Annotated in this window: 17 protein-coding genes; 8 read left to right on the top strand and 9 right to left on the bottom strand. The window is 66.3% G+C overall.

What is annotated here, in order from left to right:
* Positions 1–106: 106 nt before the first annotated feature.
* The 3 genes from VEI45_RS07215 to VEI45_RS07205 all read left to right on the top strand — a co-directional run bounded on the left by VEI45_RS07215 (position 107) and on the right by VEI45_RS07205 (position 1384).
* Positions 107–463, top strand: coding sequence for a DivIVA domain-containing protein (locus VEI45_RS07215; protein WP_324851635.1), 357 nt, complete (start codon positions 107–109; stop codon positions 461–463).
* A gap of 5 nt (positions 464–468) precedes the next feature.
* Positions 469–1050 carry a DNA-3-methyladenine glycosylase I gene (locus VEI45_RS07210; protein WP_324851639.1) on the top strand — a complete coding sequence of 194 codons (582 nt, stop codon included), beginning with the start codon at positions 469–471 and terminating at the stop codon, positions 1048–1050.
* A 166-nt stretch (positions 1051–1216) separates the two neighbouring features.
* Positions 1217–1384: a DUF3117 domain-containing protein gene (locus VEI45_RS07205; protein WP_003406247.1), complete on the top strand. Its 168-nt coding sequence runs from the start codon at positions 1217–1219 to the stop codon at positions 1382–1384.
* Here VEI45_RS07205 and glgA read toward each other — a convergent pair.
* Positions 1381–2550 carry a glycogen synthase gene (glgA, locus tag VEI45_RS07200; protein ID WP_324851507.1) on the bottom strand — a complete coding sequence of 390 codons (1170 nt, stop codon included), beginning with the start codon at positions 2548–2550 and terminating at the stop codon, positions 1381–1383. The genes VEI45_RS07205 and glgA overlap by 4 nt on opposite strands.
* Positions 2551–2686: 136 nt before the next feature.
* On the opposite strand from glgA, the gene glgC reads away from it, so the two are divergent.
* Positions 2687–3901 (top strand): glucose-1-phosphate adenylyltransferase, encoded by a 1215-nt coding sequence (glgC, locus tag VEI45_RS07195; protein WP_324851505.1) that lies wholly within the window; start codon positions 2687–2689, stop codon positions 3899–3901.
* 12 nt (positions 3902–3913) lie between these two features.
* Here the strand turns inward: glgC and VEI45_RS07190 are convergent, their stop codons facing one another.
* From VEI45_RS07190 to VEI45_RS07165, 6 genes are all read right to left on the bottom strand, one after another.
* Complete coding sequence (locus VEI45_RS07190) at positions 3914–4588, bottom strand: isoprenylcysteine carboxylmethyltransferase family protein (protein WP_324851503.1); 675 nt, start codon at positions 4586–4588, stop codon at positions 3914–3916.
* A gap of 68 nt (positions 4589–4656) precedes the next feature.
* On the bottom strand, positions 4657–5331 hold the full coding sequence (locus VEI45_RS07185; protein WP_324851501.1) for an isoprenylcysteine carboxylmethyltransferase family protein: 675 nt from the start codon (positions 5329–5331) through the stop codon (positions 4657–4659).
* Between the two features lie 10 nt (positions 5332–5341).
* On the bottom strand, positions 5342–6985 hold the full coding sequence (locus VEI45_RS07180; protein WP_324851499.1) for an ABC transporter permease: 1644 nt from the start codon (positions 6983–6985) through the stop codon (positions 5342–5344).
* The gene (locus VEI45_RS07175; RefSeq protein ID WP_324851497.1) at positions 6982–7932 is read right to left on the bottom strand and encodes an ABC transporter ATP-binding protein; all 951 of its coding nucleotides are present in this window, start codon (positions 7930–7932) and stop codon (positions 6982–6984) included. The genes VEI45_RS07180 and VEI45_RS07175 overlap by 4 nt, the downstream gene beginning before the upstream one ends.
* Entirely contained in the window at positions 7922–8563 is a 642-nt protein-coding gene (locus VEI45_RS07170) for a TetR/AcrR family transcriptional regulator (protein ID WP_324851495.1), read from the bottom strand. The genes VEI45_RS07175 and VEI45_RS07170 overlap by 11 nt, the downstream gene beginning before the upstream one ends.
* Positions 8564–8635: 72 nt before the next feature.
* Positions 8636–9304, bottom strand: coding sequence for an O-methyltransferase (locus tag VEI45_RS07165; protein ID WP_324851493.1), 669 nt, complete (start codon positions 9302–9304; stop codon positions 8636–8638).
* 209 nt (positions 9305–9513) lie between these two features.
* On the opposite strand from VEI45_RS07165, the gene sigE reads away from it, so the two are divergent.
* From sigE to tatB, 4 genes are all read left to right on the top strand, one after another.
* A complete protein-coding gene (sigE, locus tag VEI45_RS07160) occupies positions 9514–10299 on the top strand; it encodes an RNA polymerase sigma factor SigE (RefSeq protein ID WP_324851492.1) in 786 nt (261 codons plus the stop codon).
* Positions 10300–10404: 105 nt separating this feature from the next.
* Positions 10405–10839: an anti-sigma E factor RseA gene (gene rseA / locus VEI45_RS07155; protein WP_324851490.1), complete on the top strand. Its 435-nt coding sequence runs from the start codon at positions 10405–10407 to the stop codon at positions 10837–10839.
* Positions 10840–10925: 86 nt separating this feature from the next.
* Positions 10926–12422, top strand: coding sequence for a S1C family serine protease (locus tag VEI45_RS07150; protein WP_324851488.1), 1497 nt, complete (start codon positions 10926–10928; stop codon positions 12420–12422).
* On the top strand, positions 12423–12818 hold the full coding sequence (tatB, locus tag VEI45_RS07145; protein WP_324851486.1) for a Sec-independent protein translocase protein TatB: 396 nt from the start codon (positions 12423–12425) through the stop codon (positions 12816–12818).
* Between the two features lie 120 nt (positions 12819–12938).
* Here the strand turns inward: tatB and VEI45_RS07140 are convergent, their stop codons facing one another.
* Both VEI45_RS07140 and VEI45_RS07135 read right to left on the bottom strand, forming a co-directional pair.
* Positions 12939–14117 (bottom strand): Mrp/NBP35 family ATP-binding protein, encoded by a 1179-nt coding sequence (locus VEI45_RS07140; protein WP_324851637.1) that lies wholly within the window; start codon positions 14115–14117, stop codon positions 12939–12941.
* Between the two features lie 124 nt (positions 14118–14241).
* Positions 14242–15309: lytic transglycosylase domain-containing protein (locus VEI45_RS07135; RefSeq protein ID WP_324851484.1), on the bottom strand; the 1068-nt coding region annotated here is incomplete at its 5' end.

The raw sequence follows: 15309 nt of genomic DNA, 5'->3' as shown, positions 1-15309 counted from the left end.
CGCGGCGGAGCCGGGCGCAGCGGGTCGCCACCAGAGACCGCTGCGGCCTCCGCGCTAAGACCGACGCAGCGGGTCGCCACGGAACTAATAAGGCAATATCGGTGACGTGGCATTGGTGTTGCTCTACGTAGTGGTGCTCGTCCTGGTAGCCATCGTGTTGTTCGGTGTGGTCAGTTTGCTGTTCGGCCGTGGTGAGCCGCTACCGCCGCTGCCCAGGGGGACGACGCCGACGGTCTTGCCCGCCTCGGGTGTCACCGGCGCCGACGTCGACGCGGTGAAGTTCACCCAGACGCTGCGCGGCTACAAGACCAGCGAGGTGGACTGGGTGCTGGACCGGCTCGGCCAGGAACTCGACCTGCTGCGCGGCCAACTCTCGTCGGTGCACGCCGCGGCCGCCGCCGGTGTCAGGGCCGACGACGCAGATCCCGGCGCCGACGGTGCCGACGACCAGGAGCCGACATGACCGTGCTGCCCGACGACGGGCTGGTCCGATGCGACTGGGCGCTAGGTCGGCCGGGCCCGGACTTCGCCCTCTACCGCGACTACCACGACCAGGAATGGGGCCGGCCCCTGCGCGGGCGGGTGCCGTTGTTCGAGCGGATGAGTCTGGAGGCCTTTCAAAGCGGCCTTTCCTGGCTGACTATTCTGCGCAAGCGAGAAAACTTCCGGCACGCCTTCTCCGGCTTCGACATCGAGACGGTCGCCCGCTACACCGATGCCGACGTGGCCCGGCTGATGGCCGACCAAGGAATCGTCCGCAACCGCGCCAAGATCGAGGCGACGATTGCCAACGCGCGTGCCGCTGCCGACGTCGAGGACCTCTCCGAGTTGCTGTGGTCGTTCGCGCCGGTGCCGCGGCTGCGCTCGCAAAGGCCCGCGGACGCTTCCGAAGTCCCGGCCACAACCGCGGAATCCACAGCCATGGCACGCGAATTGAAACGGCGCGGGTTCCGATTCGTCGGGCCGACTACCGCGTACGCGTTAATGCAGGCGACCGGGATGGTCGACGATCACCTGCGAACATGCTGGGTACCTTCGACGGCCGATTGAAACGCCGACCCGGAGGTCATGTACACCTGTCGGCTCGGATAGGGAACAATGGAGGGGTGAATTTGCAGTTCAATGCCGGGGATGGCTGGAATTCCGCTGGCCGGGCATACCCGGCGCACACCAGGTCCGTGACGGCGGGCCGGCTCGAACCTGGAGGGAGCACCCGATGGCGGCGATGAAGCCCCGGACCGGAGACGGTCCACTGGAAGCGACCAAGGAGGGGCGCGGCATCGTGATGCGGGTACCGCTGGAGGGCGGTGGTCGACTCGTCGTCGAGCTGACACCCGACGAAGCCGCCGCACTGGGCGACGAACTCAAAGGCGTCACCAGCTAAGCCACCTTCCGGTAGATCTCCAGCGTCTGTTCTGCAATGCGCGCCCAGGAGAATTCCGCGATGCAGCGCTTCCGTCCCGCTTGGCCGTAGCGCTCCGCCTTTTCGGGATCGGCGATCAGGGCGTTGACCGCCCCAGCGAGCCTGGTCTGGTAACCGATGGGATCGTCGGGGTCGTAGTGCACCAGCGAACCGGTCACTCCGTCGTCGACCACCTCGGGTATGCCACCGACGTCGGAGGCCACCACCGCGGTGCTGCATGCCATCGCTTCGAGGTTGACGATACCCAACGGCTCATAGACTGAAGGGCATACGAAAACTGTTGCGGCCGAAAGTATCTCGCGTATCTTCCCGATGGGCAGCATTTCCCTGAGCCAGAACACGCCGGTGCCGGTGTCGGCCAGCTCGGCCACCCCGGCGGCCACTTCAGCGGCGATTTCCGGCGTGTCGGGCGCTCCGGCGCACAGCACCAACTGCACGTCGGGACTGAACCGATGTGCGGCTGCCAGCAGGTGGGCGACGCCTTTCTGCCGGGTGATCCGCCCGACGAATGCCACCATCGGCCGGTCGCGGTCGACGCCGAGGTCGGCCAGCACCGACTCCGCCGGGAGGGACCCCAACGGCTCGGCCGGGTGCCAGACCTCGGTGTCGATCCCGTTGCGCACGACATGCACCCGGCCGGGATCCAGCGCCGGATAGACCCGCAACACGTCGGCGCGCATGCCCGAGCTGACGGCGATGACGGCGTCCGCGGCGGTCACCGCGCTCTGCTCCACCCACGACGAGATCCGGTAGCCACCGCCGAGCTGTTCGGCCTTCCATGGCCGCAACGGCTCCAGCGAATGCGCGGTCAACACATGCGGGATGTCGTAGAGCAATGCGGCCAGCTGCCCGGCCAAGCCGGTGTACCAGGTGTGGGTGTGGACCACGGTGGCCGCCGCGGCGGCATTGGCCATCACCAAATCGGACGACAACGTCGACAGTGCCGGGTTCGCGCCGCGCAGCTGCGAGTCGGGTTGATACGTGAACACGCCCGCCCGGGGCGCGCCCATGCAGTGCACATCGACCTCGCACAGCTTGCGCAGCTGTGCCACGAGCTCGGTTACGTGCACCCCCGCGCCGCCGTAGACCTCTGGCGGATACTCCCGAGTCATCATCGCCACCCGCATACCCGGCACGGTAGTAGTCGCTTCCGGACAGCGCGGTCGCCGGGTTGACCCAAATAGCTTGATGGACAGTCCGTCGCCGTGGGTATTTAAGGGAAATGACCTGGCAGCGGTTCGCGACGGCCGATAGGTTTGATACATGAGGGAAGCACCACACGTGCTGGGCATCGTCCTGGCCGGGGGGGAGGGCAAGCGGTTGTATCCGTTGACCGCGGACCGGGCCAAACCCGCGGTTCCCTTCGGCGGCGCCTATCGGCTGATCGACTTCGTGCTTTCCAACTTGGTCAACGCCCGTTACCTCAGGATCTGTGTTCTCACCCAATACAAGTCGCATTCGCTGGACCGTCATATTTCGCAGAATTGGCGGTTGTCCGGGTTGGCCGGTGAGTACATCACCCCGGTTCCGGCCCAGCAGCGGCTCGGCCCGCGCTGGTACACCGGCTCCGCAGACGCGATCTATCAATCGCTGAACCTGATTTACGACGAGGATCCTGACTACATCGTGGTTTTCGGTGCCGACCACGTCTACCGGATGGACCCGGAGCAGATGCTGCGGTTCCACATCGACAGCAGCGCTGGAGTGACGGTGGCCGGTATCCGGGTGCCCCGCGCCGAGGCGAGTGCGTTCGGGTGTCTGGACGCCGACGATTCCGGGCGCATCCGCAGCTTCATCGAGAAGCCGGTTGAGCCGCCCGGCGCGCACGAAGACCCGGATTCGACTTTCGTGTCGATGGGCAACTACATCTTCACCACTAAAGTGCTCATCGATGCGATCCGTGCCGATGCCGACGACGACCATTCCGACCACGACATGGGCGGTGACATCATTCCGCGGCTGGTTTCCGACGGATTGGCCGCGGTCTACGACTTCTTCGACAACGAGGTGCCCGGCGCCACCGACCGCGACCGGGCCTACTGGCGCGACGTCGGTACGCTGGACGCCTTTTACGACGCCCACATGGACCTGGTCTCGGTGCATCCGGTGTTCAACCTCTACAACAAGCGCTGGCCGATCCGCGGAGAGTCGGAGAATCTGGCGCCGGCCAAGTTCGTCAACGGTGGCTCGGCACAAGAGTCGGTGGTCGGGGCGGGCAGCATCATCTCGGCCGCTTCGGTCCGCAACTCGGTGCTGTCATCGAACGTCGTCGTCGATGACGGCGCGATCGTGGAGGGCAGCGTGATCATGCCGGGCACGCGCGTTGGCCGCGGCGCAGTGGTGCGTCACGCAATCCTGGACAAGAACGTCGTTGTCGGACCAGGCGAGATGGTCGGGGTGGACCTGGAGAAGGATCGCGAACGCTTCGCGATCAGCGCCGGCGGCGTTGTCGCCGTAGGCAAAGGCGTCTGGATCTAGAGGTCGGCCGTCCTACCACACATAGGGCACCAGACGATAGTGAACCTTTTGCGCGTACTCGCTGTATCCCTCCAGTTCTTGCTTGAGTAGCTGTTCTTCGTCGCCAATGCGGACGGCCAGCGCGAGCAGGCCAGGTATGACGAAGACGAGTCCCCAGTAAGACCCGAGCGCGAGCGGCACGCCCAGCATCATGATTGTGTTTCCGGTGTACATCGGGTGGCGCACCAGCGCATACAGGCCGGTGGAAACCAGCTTCTGGCCGGACTCGACCGTGATGGTCGAGGCGGCGTAGCCGTTCTGGATGACTACCAGCATGGCCATACCAAGTCCAACGGCTACCAGAACGTCGCCAACCAAGCAGATGGCGGCCGGTACTGGCGACCAGCCAAAGCGATGGTCAAGGACGCTGACCACGATCAGCGCTACCAGTGACAAGAACGCGACGACAATAACCACCTTCTGCACCGGCCTGGTTTCCGCGACCGGTCCGGTACGCATCCGCCGCTCGAGTGCAGCGGGGTTGGTGCGCAGCAAATAGATGCTCGGGGTCAACGTCGAGAGGGCAAACACCACCAGAAAAACCCATGCTTGCCAGTAGTTGAACGTGCCTGCTGGCAAGAACAGCATCGACCCGAACATGACAGTTCCAACGATGGAGAATGCCACTACTTTAGGAACGGTTTTCACGGATCCCCCTTACACTGCGTCGCGGCGGCGATAGCCCGCGACTCCGAACCCAATCAGCACCGCGGCGCCTACCACACGTAGGGCACTAAGCGGTAGTGCACCTGTCGGGTGTACTCGCGGTAGCCGCTCAGCTCCTGGTCGAGGAGTTCTTCTTCATCGCGGATGCGCAGGACGAGCACGATCAGGCCGGGGATGACGAAGACCAACCCCCAATACGAGCCGAGCGCCAACGGGACGCCGATCATTAGGATGACGTTTCCGGTGTACATCGGGTGCCGCACCAGCCCGTACAGCCCGGTGGAAACGAGGTGCTGGCCCGCCTCGACGGTGACATTGACAGCGGCATAGCCGTTTTGGATGACCACCAGCATGGCGACGCCGAGCCCGATCGCGACTAGGACGTCGCCAACCAGCGAGACCGTTGCCGATACCGGCGACCATCCGAAGCGGTGATCAAGCGCACTGACCACGAGCATCGCCGGAAAGCAGATAAACACGACGGTGTGGACGATCCGCTGCAGCGTTCGGGTCTCGGCCAACGGCCCGGCACGCATGCGCCGATCGAGCGCGGCCGGGTTCGTGTGCATCAAGTAAATGCTGGGGATCCAGGTGGCGAGCGCGAATACCGTGAGGAAGACCCATGCCTGCCAGTAATCCAACGTCCCCGCCGGCAGGAACAGCATCAATCCGAAGGCCACCAGGCCCAAAGCAGCTGAAACTAATCCTTTGCCAACCGTTTTCATCACAGCCTCCTCAGGTCTGCACGTCGCGGCGGCGGAAGGCCGCCATTCCCAGCCCGATCAGCGCGGCGTCGATCAACAACAACCACAGAAGTGGAACTGGCGTGAAGGCGCCGCAGGTGACCCGCGGAATGTGCGCGAACGGTTCGAGGTCGAGCAGCCACTGGGAAAAGCCCGACAGCGAACCGATCAGGTAGAGCGCGACGAATGCGACCAGCACGCCCCAAGACAGCGGGCTGAACCTCGGCGCCAGCCCGAACAACGCGACGGTCACTGCGGCGGAAAGCCAGACGGCGGGCAGTTGCACGGCGGCGGTAGCGACGACCATGGACAGCTTGCCGCCGATGTCGTGGGCAGCGACTCCGTAGGTCAGTCCGGCTGCTGATCCGGCAATCAACATCGCGACGGCAGAACCTAGCAGCGCGATCGCCAGATGGCCCGCCAGCCAACGGCTCCGGCCTACCGCGCCACCCAGCACGGTCTCGGCTCGCTGGCTGGCCTCCTCGTGATGCGGCCGCAGCGCCAGCGAGATCGCAAACGCGGCGGCCATCATGCCCAGCATGCAAAACGCCACCGCGACGAAGGCCTGCTCCAAAGCAGCGGTGCCGCCCATGCGCTCGACAATATCTCGGGCCGTACCGCCGCCTAGTTCGTCGCCGATGCCGTGCACGACGCTGCCGATCAGCAAGCCATACAGGCACAGCCCGACAGTCCACAGCAGCAGTGAGCTGCGATCCAGCCGCCAGGCCAACCCAAACGCGTCCCGCAGCAACGGCGTTGCCCTCGCGGGACCTGAACGTTCCGCGATCAAGCCCGCACCGACATCGCGACCGGCAAGGAGCCGGTATGCCAGCGCGGTGAGCAACATGGTCGTCACAACATGCAGCAACAGGACCCACCACCGGTCGCCCGCATACGGACGAACCTGCAGCGACCAGCCCAGCGGTGAGAGCCACGACAAGGTGCCTGAGCCGGCATCACCGACGGCGCGCAGCGTGAATGCGGTTGCCAGCACTGCGAATGCAGCGCCGCGGGCGAACCGCGCGCTGGGTGAGAGTTGCGCAGCTACCGCGGCGACCGCGGTGAACACCGCGCCGGAGCCGGCCAGCGCGGCCCCGAACGCCATCGAGCCGCCCGGCGGCACGCTGGTGTCCAGCAGGCCGGCCGCCCCGATAGCGCCGGTGATCACCGACGCCCCGAACGACAGCAGCAGGGCCGCGGTCAGGCTGGCATACCGGCCCACTGCGGTCGAGTCGATCAGCTCGGCGCGGCCAGTTTCTTCGTCAGCGCGGGTGTGGCGGATGACAGTGAGAATGACCGCTACGGCGATCAGCAGATGGAACATTCCGGCTTTCCAGATGCCGGTTGCGCCAACGCTGTCGTTGTAGATCTGTCCATAGAGCGCCCGTTGCGCGGGGCTGGCCATGATCGAGGCGGCAAAAGCAGCGCGGGCCGCTTGGTCGGGGTAGACCTTCTCGATGCTGCCGACATAGACGGCCGCCAGCGGTACTGACAGCAGCAACACCCATAGCGGCAAGACCACCCGGTCGCGCCGCAGGTAAAGCCGCAGCATCTCGAGCGTGCCGGTGAACGCCGAACCGCGTTGCGGCGCCTGGTGTGCGCGATGGTGGGGACGATCCAAGGTCGAGGTGGTCATGCCCGCACCTCTCGGCTGCTGACGTCGCGCTGGCCGTCGGTGCCGACGCCGTAGTGGCGCAGGAAGAGTTCTTCCAGGGTGGGCGGCTGGCTGATCAGGCTGCGTACGCCCGCGCCGCCAAGCACCCGGATGAGTTCACCGAGACTCTCGCTGTCGACGTGCGCCCGCAGCGTGGTTCCGTCGATGGTGACATCTTCGACGCCGCGGATTCGCGTGAGATCGCCTGGATCTCCGAGTAATTCCGCCTTGATCGACGTGCGGCTGAGATGACGCATCGAATCCAGCGAGCCGCTCTCGACGGTCTTGCCGGCCCGGATGATTGTCACCTGCTCGCACAGGGCCTCGGTTTCGGCCAGGATGTGACTGGACAGCAGGACGGTCGTGCCTCGGTCCCGCGCTTCTGCGACGCATTGTTGAAAGATGTTCTCCATCAAGGGGTCCAGACCGCTACTCGGCTCGTCGAGCAGCAGTAGCCGGGCCCGTGACGAGAACGCCGAAATCAACGAGACTTTCTGGCGGTTTCCCTTGGAGTAGGTTCGTGCCTTCTTGTGCGGATCCAGTTCGAAGCGCTCGATCAGGTCTGCGCGACGCTTCTCGTCGATGCCGCCGCGCATGCGTGCCAGCAGGTCGATGGTCTCACCACCGGTGAGATTGGGCCACAGGGTCACGTCGCCTGGGACATAGGCGATCTGGCGGTGCAACTCGACGGCGTCCGTCCACGGGTTGCCGCCGAGCAGCCGAGCCGTTCCGCTGTCGGCCTTCACCACTCCCAGCAGTATGCGGATCGTCGTCGACTTTCCGGCACCGTTGGGTCCGAGGAATCCGTGCACCTCGCCCTCGCGTACTGTCAGCTCGAGGCCGTCCAGTGCCCGAACTGAACCGAAATTCTTTGTCAGATCGCGAATTTCGATTGGTGCCTGGCGGCTGTCGTAGTTGTCAGCGGGCATCGGATTCTCCTTGTTCGGCGTCGGCGAGGAAAGCGTCGTACATAGTGCTGTCGGCCATCAGTCCGTCGGTGTAGAGCTCGAGCGCAGGCAGGACCATGTCGCGGGCGTAGTCGCGCAGTACTGCGCGTAAATCCGCCGGCGTTTCATGCATCTGCAGATACAGCAGGAAACCACCGCCGCCGGTGATCGCCAGATACCTCGCCCGCGCGCGCGGATCTCGGCTGGCTTTCAGGATGCCGGTACGCACCCCTTCGTCGAGGTAACTCTCGGCATCGTCGATCATCTTGCGCCATAACGTGTTCGCCAGCTCGCCACCGGATTGCATGGTGCGCACCAAGTAGGCCATCAAGGGTGCGTACTCCTCGATCTCGGCCATCGCGGCGAACCAGTTAGCCGGATCGCTGGAGCGCATGGCCTCGGACTTTCCGCTGCGGATCTCTTCGGCGACGTAGTCGTCGCAGGCTTTGCGCAGACCGTCCTTGGAGCCGAAATGGTGGATGACAAGCGCCGCGCTCACTCCCGCCGCCTCGGCAATCGAGCGCAGTCCGACGCCGAAGCCGTACTCGCCGAACTGCTCGATCGCCGCGTCGCGGATCCTGGCCGCGGCGGTCAAATCGTCGGCTGAACGCATGTTCAGGACATTAAACAGCCGTTCAGCCTGGCGTCAAGCGGCCACGCCGTCAGGAATCCGTAAAAGGCTGGATCAGTCGCGGACCGCGGCGAGCAGACCGTCGCCAAGCGGCACCAGCGCCGGGGTGAGCAGCTCGTTCTCGGCGATCAGTCGCGCCGCTTCGCGCACCGCCGCGACGTCTGCGTCGTGGGCCGCGGGGTCGCCGGCCCGGCCACCCAACGCGGCCCCATGAACGACGATGGCCCCGCCGGAGCGCAGCAGCCGTACTCCCTCGACCACATAATCTGGCTGATCGAGCGGGTCGGCGTCGATGAAGACCAGGTCATAGGACTCGTCGGCCAACCGGGTCAGCACCTCCTGAGCCCGGCCGCTGATCAGCCGCGTTCGCGACGGTCCGATCCCGGCGTCGGAAAACGCCTGCTTGGCGATCAGCTGGTGCTCGGGCTCAATGTCGATCGTGGTCAACACGCCGTCTTCGCTCATCCCCGACAACAACCACAGGCTGCTGACCCCCGCACCCGTGCCCACTTCGACGACGGATTTGCCGCCACTGAGCTTGGCCAGCAGGCTGAGCAGTGCTCCTACCGCGGGGGTCACCGCACCGGCGCCGATGTCGACCGCGCGTTCGCGCGCCGCCAACAGAACCGCGTCTTCGGAGATCGAGCCCTCCGCGTGTGCCGAGAGCAATTCGGCCCGACTCGCTGGAGCCGACTGGCCCGGCGTGGGGTCGGTGGTGGCCATGCCCGCAGCGTAAATCCAACCGATGCCGCGTGCGAACAGGCGCGCCCGGTGCCGTCTTGTGGGGGACCGCGACTCGCCCGCACCTCGCGGCGGATCAAGGTCACAATTTGATGAATATGACCAGCGCAACGGGGTGTAGGCACCCATTCTCAGTGAAAGCTCAGTGCGATCACATACCGCACATACGCCGGTAGGCGACGGTATCCCCCATGGAACGTGGAGGCCGCTGGTCCGGGAATAGATCGCCGCGCCTTCGTGTTGCGCGCGGTGAGGAATTGCCTAACCTCGACGGCAGTCTGTACCCGGAGGAATTGAACATCACCACATTGATGAGCCCGGCCAGCATGTCGCATCCCGAGCGCTATCGGGATGCCGACTGGGTCGAGGCTGACGACGAGCCCTACGGCACCGCCGTCTTCGACGCGACCGGAGACAAGGCGGCGATGCCGTCGTGGGATGAGCTTGTTCGCCAGCACGCCGACCGGGTATACCGATTGGCCTATCGGCTTTCCGGCAATCAGCACGACGCCGAGGACCTGACCCAGGAGACCTTCATCAGGGTTTTCCGGTCGGTACAGAACTACCAGCCGGGGACCTTCGAAGGCTGGCTGCACCGTATTACGACGAACTTGTTTCTCGACATGGTGCGCCGCCGCGGCCGGGTCCGGATGGAGGCGTTGCCCGACGACTACGACCGGGTGCCCGCAGACGAGCCCAACCCCGAGCAGATCTACCACGAGTCGCGGCTGGGTCCTGACTTGCAAGCGGCGCTCGATTCACTCCCGCCCGAGTTCCGCGCAGCCGTCGTGCTGTGCGACATCGAAGGACTGTCCTACGAGGAGATCGGGGCCACCCTGGGGGTGAAGCTCGGGACGGTGCGCAGCCGCATCCACCGGGGACGACAAGCGCTGCGTGACTACCTGTCGGCGCATTCCGAGGGCGCGAAGCATTCGCCGGCCGGCGCTGGCATCACTGGGCCGGAGCTCACGGAGTAAGACACAAGCCGCCTGATCCGCTGTTCATTCGTGTTCCGTATCGGGCAGCGCGCTACATTCGAGGTAGTGCCGCTTAAACCGACGTGATACGGAGAGGAGTCGGTGATGATCGAGCGGGGACATGTGTTCCGCCGTGCGTTCTCCTGGCTCCCCTCCCAATTCGCTTCGCAAAGCGACGCGCCTGTCGGTGCTCCGCGGCAATTCGGTTCTACTGAGCATCTGTCGACCGAGGCGATCGCGGCCTTTGTCGACGGCGAGCTGCGGATGAACGCGCACCTGCGGGCAGCGCATCACATTTCGCTTTGCCCGGAGTGCGCCGCAGAGGTGGAGGGTCAACGCCGGGCCCGCGCCGCGCTGCGTGACTCCCATCCGATCAGAATCCCCAGCACGCTGCTGGGATTGCTGTCGCAGATTCCGGACTGCCCGCCCGACGACGATGCGGGCCATGCGCAGAGCGGCCCCTGGGGGTCTCCCCGCACGCAGCGAAGTGGGGGCACGCCGCCACACGGCAACCCGCCTGACCGGCGCGAGCCCCAGTAAGGTGGGTACCAGTTTCGCCAAGCCGGTGCACAGCGCCGTGCTCGTGCCCATAGCGCGCGTTTCTTCAGCGCTCGGAAGAGGATGACGTGAGCACCGACCAAGACAAAAACGGCGCCCCCCGGCTGGCGCCGCGACCCATTTCACGACCGCCCGTTGACGCTGCGTCGCGCCAGACCTTCAGCCGTCCCGACGGCGTGCAGGGCTCGTTCGTCGCCGAGAGGGTGCGTCCGCCGAAGTATCGCGATCAGGGTGATTTCACCCCGCACGACGAACCGGCCGACCCGGTTCTTTCGGAGGCCTTCGGCCGTCCCTTTCCGGGAGCCGAGTCGTTGCAGCGCCACCCGACCGATGCCGGCGCGCTCGATGGCGACAGAGATCAGCTAGAGGAACCCGACGACCCCTGGCGCGACCCGGGTGCGGCCGCTGCTCTGGGCGAGCCGGCGGTAACGCCGTCGGGCCTACGCGGCGCCGGCGGGGAACGCGACCAGCTCGGTGTGCGCGACGTGCTGTTCGGCGGACGGGTGTCCTACCTGGCGCTGCTGGTGCTGGCGGTCCTCGCGTTGTTGATCGGCCTGGTCGGCGGTGTGGTCGGGCGCAAGACGGCCGAGGTCGTCGAGGCGTTCACGACGTCCAAGGTGACGTTGGCGACCAACGGCAACAGCGAATCACCCGCCGGCCGATTCGCCAAAGTCGCTGCCGCGGTGGCTGATTCGGTGGTCACGATTCAGTCGGTCAGCGATCAAGAAGGAATGCAGGGATCCGGTTTCGTCGTCGACGGCCGCGGCTACATCGTCACCAACAACCACGTCATCTCCGAAGCGGCCAACAACCCTAGCCAGTTCAAGACCACCGTCGTGTTCAACGACGGCAAGGAAGTGCCCGCCAACCTGGTCGGCCGCGACCCCAAGACCGATCTGGCCGTCCTCAAGGTGGACAATGTCGACCACCTGTCCGTAGCCCGGCTCGGTGACTCCGACAAGGTGCGCGTCGGCGACGAAGTCCTTGCTGCGGGTGCGCCTCTCGGTCTGCGCAGCACCGTCACGCACGGCATCATCAGCGCACTGCACCGCCCCATCCCGCTGTCGGGGGAGGGCTCGGACACCGACACCGTCATCGACGCCGTCCAGACCGACGCCTCGATCAACCACGGCAACTCCGGTGGCCCGCTGATCAACATGGATTCTCAGGTCATCGGCATCGACACCGCCGGCAAGTCGCTGTCCGACAGCGCCAGCGGGCTGGGCTTTGCGATCCCGATCAACGAGGCGAAATTGGTTGCCCAGACGTTGATCAAGGACGGCAAGATCGTGCACTCGACGCTGGGCCTGAGCACCCGGTCGGTGAGCAACGCGATCGCGCAGGGTGCACAGGTCGCGAACGTGAAAGCGGGCAGCCCGGCGGAAAAGGGCGGGATTTTGGAAAATGACGTGGTGGTCAAGGTGGGCAACCGCGGGGTCGCAGACTCCGAGGAGTTCGTTGTCGCCGTGCGGCAGCTGACGATCGGGCAGCCCGCCCCGGTCGAGGTGGTTCGCGACGGCCGCCACGTCACGCTCACGGTGACGCCCGGTCCGGACACCAGCTAGATGTTCGCCAACGTCGGTTGGGGGGAAATGCTGGTGCTCGTGGTGGTCGGGCTGGTTGTCCTGGGCCCGGAGCGGCTCCCCGGCGCCATAAGGTGGACCGCCGCCGCGTTGCGGCAGGCCCGCGACTACCTCAGCGGAATGACGACCCAGCTGCGCGAGGATATCGGGCCCGAATTCGACGAGCTGCGCGAGCCGCTGAGCGAGCTGCAGAAGCTGCGCGGTTTGACGCCGCGCGCGGCGCTGACCAAACACCTCTTCGACGGCGACGACTCGCTGTTCACCGGCAACTTCGACCGGCCCTCGTCGGGCACGCCTAGCGAGCCGATCGTGCCGCCCTCACCCCAGCCGCAGCAGCCGCTGACCGGGCCCGCACCGTTCGACGCCGACGCCACCTAGGTTCTGCGACGATGCAGTGGGGGCACCCCCAGCCGCGCAGCGGCGAGGGGGACGCGTAGCGCGATGAGGTGGGGGGTACCTCCCGCTTGCGGGGAAGAGCCGGACAATAAGACGACGGCTCTAGTGCCGCGTCGGGTCCAGTCCCAGCGACATACCGGCCAGGCCGCGGCGTCGCGACGACAGGGCGTCGGCGACGCTGTGCAGTGCCTTGCCCACCGGCGAGTCGGCAGCGCTGAGCACGATCGGTAGCCCGGCGTCGCCCGCGGCGACCAGCGCTGGATCCAACGGGATCTGGCCGAGAAGCGGCACGTCGGCGCCGACCGCACGCGAAAGCCGCTCGGCGACCCGCTGACCGCCGCCCTCGCCGAACACTTGCAGCGTCGAGCCGTCCGGCAGCAAAAGCCCCGCCATGTTCTCCACGACGCCGACGATGCGCTGGCGGGTCTGCAGCGCGATGCTGCCGGCCCGTTCGGCGACCTCAGCCGCCGCGAGCTGAGGTGTGGTCACCACCAAGATTTCCGCGTTCGGGATGAGCTGGGCCACCGAGATGGCGATGTCGCCGGTGCCCGGCGGCAGGTCGAGCAGCAGTACGTCCAGGTCGCCCCAGTACACGTCGGCGAGAAACTGCTGCAAAGCCCGGTGCAGCATCGGGCCGCGCCATACCACCGGCGTGTTGCCCTTGGTGAACTGCGCGATCGAGATGACCTTCACCTCGTGGGCGATGGGCGGCAGGATCATCGACTCGACCTGAGTGGGCCGGTCGGTGGTGCCCATCATCCGCGGGATGGAGTGGCCGTGGATGTCGGCGTCGAGTACCCCAACCGACACCCCGCGCCCGGCCATCGCCGCGGCCAGGTTGACCGTCACGGTGGACTTGCCGACGCCGCCCTTGCCGGAAGCGACCGCGTAAACCCGAGTCAGCGATCCGGGCTGGGCGAACGGGATGACGGGCTCGCGGGCGTCGCCGCGTAATTGTTTGCGCAGTTCGGTGCGCTGCTCGTCATTCATCACGTCTAGGCTGACCTTCACCGAGCCGGTGCCCGGAACGTCGGTCACGGCCTGGTTCACGCGCTCACTGATTTCGGTCTTCTTCGGGCAGGCCGCCGTGGTCAGGTAGATCTCGACATGCACGTCGCCGCCGGGGCTGACCTGGATACCTTTGACCATCCCGAGTTCGGTGATGGGGCGCCGCAGTTCAGGATCGATCACCTTCGCCAGCGCGGCGCGAACGTTGGCGGCCCGGTCGTCGGCGTCATGGTGCGTTTCGGACATCACCGCCGAGTGTAGTTCGGCGACGATGCGGGCCGGGACGGCCCGCTGAGGAGCCGGACGATCGACTCACGTCGGCGACGATGCGGGCCGGGACGGCCCGCTGAGGAGCCAGACCATCGACTGGCGTCCGGACGAGGGGGCGACGGGCGCCCTAGGGTCCAGGTGCCGGCGGCGGCGGACCCGGTGGGACTGGTGCCGCCGGGGGCGGTGGGACTGGCGGACCTGCCGGAGGCGGGGCAGGTGGCAGGCCAAGCGCACCCAGCGCTGGCACGTCGGGCGGCGGCGTATTCAGCCCCGGTTGCTGTGGGCCTTCAGTTTCTTGGCCAATGCAGATCACCGTGCATGACGGGCGAGGAGCGGTCTGCTGCCATGGCCACATCGGTTGCTGATTGGTGGCCCCGGCCCCACTGAGGTCGATCAAAGGCATCTGCGCCAGCGGGTCGGTCGGCGACAGGCCGTGGACGTTGAGCGGCAGGTTCGGCCCGATGCCCTCGGGGCTCTCCAGATGCAGGTCGGCGAGCGGCGGCGGGGGTCCGGTAAGCGGCGGTAGGTCGACCGGGACCACGCCCGTGGCGTACGCCGCGGCCCAGCCCAGCACGTTATCGGCATACGGCATGGAGTTGTTGTAGCGCAGGATGGCGGCCATGACCTGCGACTGGTCGCGCAGGTTCAGCCCGCCGGTGCATAGGTATCGAGCTGCGGCCAGCGTGGCGTCGTACAGGTTCTGGGGATCGGCCACGCCGTCCCCGTCGCCGTCGGAGGCGTAGCGTGCCCAGGTGCCCGGCAGGAACTGCATTGGACCAATCGCGCGGGCATAGGTGACCCGCCCGCCGCCGCTGCTTTGCACGATGACCTCGTTGCCGGGCAGTGTGCCGTCCAGAGCTGGGCCGTAGATGGGCCGTGTCGCGGTGCCGTGCGTGTCGGTGGCGCCGCCGTTGGCGTGCATCGATTCGATGCGTCCGATACCGGCCAGCAGGTTCCAGCTGATGCCGCATCCAGGGTCGGCTGTCGCCATCATCCGCTCGGCGTTGCGGTACGCCGACAGCGCCATCGTCGGAATGCCCAGCGCGCCTGGTGAATTCACTATCGCCATCGGCGGGGGAGCCGACGCCATGGCCGCCGCGATGTGGAAGCCGGTCTTCGGATGCTGCACGGCGATTACCAACGGCCCGTTCGGGTCGGTGGAGGCGGGCGTGACCGCGGCAACCGGGGTGATAGC

Source organism: Mycobacterium sp., from assembly GCF_035623875.1.
GTDB lineage: Bacteria > Actinomycetota > Actinomycetes > Mycobacteriales > Mycobacteriaceae > Mycobacterium.
The sequence above is the reverse complement of the archived record's forward strand: the minus strand, read 5'-3'. Positions and strand labels throughout refer to the sequence as shown.